The sequence below is a fragment of the Pseudoalteromonas sp. AWM4_233 genome (assembly GCF_056158285.1).
On sequence record NZ_JBSWSZ010000121.1, the window covers coordinates 1 to 3,647 of the forward strand.

5 protein-coding genes are annotated in these 3,647 nt (G+C 43.2%); 3 read left to right on the top strand and 2 right to left on the bottom strand.

The window, feature by feature from the left end; all coding sequences use genetic code 11:
* The first annotated feature begins 59 nt into the window (after positions 1 to 59).
* Entirely contained in the window at positions 60 to 1,043 is a 984-nt protein-coding gene (locus tag ACXAC4_RS26410) for a proprotein convertase P-domain-containing protein (protein WP_475167917.1), read from the top strand.
* A 136-nt stretch (positions 1,044 to 1,179) separates the two neighbouring features.
* On the opposite strand, the gene ACXAC4_RS26415 is transcribed toward ACXAC4_RS26410, so the two are convergent.
* A complete protein-coding gene (locus tag ACXAC4_RS26415; RefSeq protein WP_475167922.1) occupies positions 1,180 to 1,992 on the bottom strand; it encodes a M61 family metallopeptidase in 813 nt (270 codons plus the stop codon).
* A gap of 101 nt (positions 1,993 to 2,093) precedes the next feature.
* Here ACXAC4_RS26415 and ACXAC4_RS26420 point away from each other — a divergent pair, with 101 nt between their 5' ends.
* Together ACXAC4_RS26420 and ACXAC4_RS26425 are read left to right on the top strand one after the other, a co-directional pair.
* Positions 2,094 to 2,531 carry a DNA polymerase beta superfamily protein gene (locus ACXAC4_RS26420; RefSeq protein WP_475167925.1) on the top strand — a complete coding sequence of 146 codons (438 nt, stop codon included), beginning with the start codon at positions 2,094 to 2,096 and terminating at the stop codon, positions 2,529 to 2,531.
* Entirely contained in the window at positions 2,528 to 2,899 is a 372-nt protein-coding gene (locus ACXAC4_RS26425) for a hypothetical protein (protein ID WP_475167928.1), read from the top strand. Before ACXAC4_RS26420 ends, ACXAC4_RS26425 begins: the two co-directional genes overlap by 4 nt.
* A 1-nt stretch (position 2,900) precedes the next feature.
* On the opposite strand, the gene ACXAC4_RS26430 is transcribed toward ACXAC4_RS26425, so the two are convergent.
* Positions 2,901 to 3,599: an alpha/beta hydrolase family protein gene (locus ACXAC4_RS26430; protein ID WP_475167939.1), complete on the bottom strand. Its 699-nt coding sequence runs from the start codon at positions 3,597 to 3,599 to the stop codon at positions 2,901 to 2,903.
* Positions 3,600 to 3,647 lie beyond the last annotated feature (48 nt).

The following is a 3,647-nucleotide window of genomic DNA, read 5'->3' on the forward strand; positions in this document are numbered from 1 at the left end:
ACTTTTGTTGTTGACTCGACGGTAGCAGCACCTCGATTGCGCAAGGGACAACCAGTGCAATGACATTATCTTTGCGTTCATTATTTGACTGGTCAGGAGAAGCAAAGTTAACAGTCTTGCATATTCCTGATGGTGTGACGGCGACACTGGATGATGCAAGGTTGGGTGAGGGTGAGCAAACGAAGATTAAATTTACAGTGAATGACTCTGTCCCTGTCGATAACTATACATTGACGGTGATGGGAGAAAGCGGCGACTTAACTGTTGAGCGGACATTGATATTGGAAGTATTGCCAAAAGGGACGCGTCCATTCCACTTTGTTCATACACCAGAAAAACCAATTCCTGACAATGACCACCATGGGTTGGTTGCAGAATTACCGATTACACTGAATGCAGAAATCTGGGATGCTGAAGTTGAAGTCGATATCGTTCATTTATGGCGGGGTGAATTGATTGTGCAATTAATTACGCCAGACGGTGAAGCGATTACACTGCATGAAAAAACAGGTGGAATCAAAAGTAATATTCAAAAGCGATACCTGTTGCCAGAATTACGAGGGATGAATACCGCAGGGATTTGGGGCTTAAAAGTGATTGATACATCACCATTTGGAGAAGGGATGCTGAAGCGGTGGCAATTTCTTCCAAGAGCCGTCCCTGCGGGATCCCTGACACCCATTCAAAAATTCTCATTGGGTAATGCTGTTGCTCAACCACTTCCGGATAAATCAACAGTCCGCAGTGAAATTCCGGTCCCAGAGCGTGGGCTTATTGGTTCTCTGCATGTGAGTGTCGATATCAGTCATAGCTGGCGGAATGATTTGGTCGTTGCCTTAACTTCACCACAAGGAACACGCGTTGTACTTCAAGAAAACAGTGGTGGTCTAGCGAAAGACCTACAGATTGATATGCGTCATTTAAGCCAGATGAATGGCGAACCTGTTGAAGGGATATGGGTCTTGGAAGTCTCAGATACAGATGTGATGAATGAAGGACAACTCAACCATTGGTACTTGGACTTTGTGACGGTATTTGAATAAGATTTATCACATATGCTTTATTTGCCCTCTGGTCATTTCTGGGGGGCGAATATTGCCGAAATTACCCGAGTTGGTTCCTGTTTTCTATGAGAAATATCTTGAATAAGTAACCACTTTTCTACATCTGGGAATCCTTTCATTTGTTTGAATGCTTGCCATTGTGATGAAAAAATCTTTGTGTGAAGATCTGGTCAAAATGATGGATGAGCAGTTCTGTCGACCAAACTTTTCTTTGATGACGACAACAAGTATTCAATTCCTTGAGGACAAGATTGAGCGTCCAGTCTGGAGTTTGTGTTCGTAATCGAAAGTCTGCTTCGAGGAAAAATGCAGTGCCTGTCCAGTAGACACGCATATAACTTCGAGAAGTATGCATGTGTTGATTGGCTTGTAAAAAATTACTTTTTTGTTTTTTCGTTTGAGCCAATCCTCTACGAAATCCTGACTGAATTTTCTGCCATGCTTGTTTTGGACTTAAGATACCGCTTCTCGCGTGGAGTACATTTTGATAATAAGTTGCGAGCCCTTCCGTGAACCAGGTCCCAGATTGGCCCGGATAGGGATTCAATAAATGACTGATTTCGTGAACCGCTGTCCAATCGTTCAAGAATGCTTGCATTGAAAAAGTAGGAGAGACGTGGAAAATCACTCCTGGGGGCTGAGCTCTTTCAACATATGCCCAGGGAACAGGCTCTCGGTTATGTGTTGCGCGTTTAATCAAGAAAAAAATCTGCTGCTCTGGAAAGAACCCCATACCTTGCTGAACAGTCTTGATCTCATGTCGAAGCCACTGACGTAACTTGTCTTTTTGTGGTTTTTCAAACGCGCCCTCAAATCGAAACTCTACTTGAGGAGTTTTCGCCTGAACTGAATATATCAGAAAAGGCAGCAACAGAAATGGCCAGCATATGAAGTCAGTTTTCATTGATTTTAAGAGCAGTGATATCACCAGTTATCTTTTCATTATGACAATTTCATCGAAAAATTTACGTGAAAATTTAGACGCAAGATATACGATTAAAGTGTGGGTTGTGATTAAAGGAATCCAATATGCCAGAGATGTTGAAGGAGACGGATATCATCCAAAGCTTGGATCAGCTAGCGTATGATTTGGAGATTCAGATCCTGTTAGCGGCTGAGGTTGGGCCACGTGCCTGGGGGTATGGTCAGCCGGAACAGCCATTACATGTGACATTCCTTTATGCCCATGCACCGACCTGGTATTACCAAGTGTTCCCCGAAGCACAAAAAATGGAAATTCAAGAAACTGAGTCATTACATTTTCATGGGATTGATATTCAAAAAGCGCTCTACATGGCCGCAAAAAGTGATCTGAATGTATTGGAGTGTTTGGCTTCCAATCACCAACTTGGACCGGATTATTTTGGTCAATGGCTCCAACTGCACATAGGAGAAGGTTTTGATCCCGCTCACGCATTTTCAGCTTACCTCAAAGAGCAAGGCAATTTGATGAGGTTGAAACGGTGACAATTCAATCACAAATTGAGGTAATTTGGTCTCAGTTATGTGCTTTTTGGATAGCCCGCCACCATATGATGCCAACAATGAACTTTGATCAGCTATTAGAAGAGTTAGTATACCCCGATAATCCAGATTGCTTTCAAAAGATTGAAGCGATGAAGCATCAGGTGATGCGAACAAAAGATAGTTCAGAGTCCACTACTTTTGAAGATAAGGATGTCCTTCGGTTTATGGAAGAAAACTTTGTCGTGTTAGAAAATGCGCGCCCACCACATTGTGAGCGCTTGGATAAAACCTACTGGAATGAAGTTTTTCGTGATGTGATAGCTCACTCAAAGGTCGGGGATACATCCCCTCGATTAGATGAGTTTTGACCTAAATATGTTTCTCAATAAAAGCAATGACTTGACTGAAGTATTCAACTCGATTGTCGTGATCCCGGAATCCATGCCCTTCACGACTACGATAATACCACTCAAAAGAGTGGTTCTGTTGCTCTAGAGCAGCTTTTGAGCGTTTCGCATGAATTGGAGGTGTTCTGCGGTCCTGACTTCCATGAGCAAGAAAAACAGGCGCTTTTAAATATTTCAATCGCATGATGGGTGATTGTGCTGCGAGTTGTTTTTTGTCTGTACCAATGGCAGTATCAAGGTAGCTGTTACCAGCATACCACTCAGGAATATCCCCTTCACTGTGCATTAATCTCAAATCATATAGACCGGCATTGGCAATAACGCATTTGAGTAGATCAGGACGCATTGTCGCACTTTGCACTGCGGAATAAGCACCGAAGCTGGTACCCATGATGCAAATATGTTTTGGATCGATTTGACCGCTTTTGATCCCCCAGTCAATCCCATCGAGAATATCTTGCTGAATGCGAGTGCCCCATTTTTGATAGCCAGACGCAAGGAATGACTGGCCGTAGCCACCAGAGCCACGAAAGTTTACTTGCAATACTTGGTAACCATGAGCAACAAGGGTTTGTACTTCAGTATTATATCCCCAGTAATCCCGAGGTCCATGCGGACCGCCATGAACTAAAACAATCGTTTTTTTCACTTTTGATTCAATGGATGGGGAGGTGCTGCTACCGTCGAGTCAACAACGAAAGTTAACCTT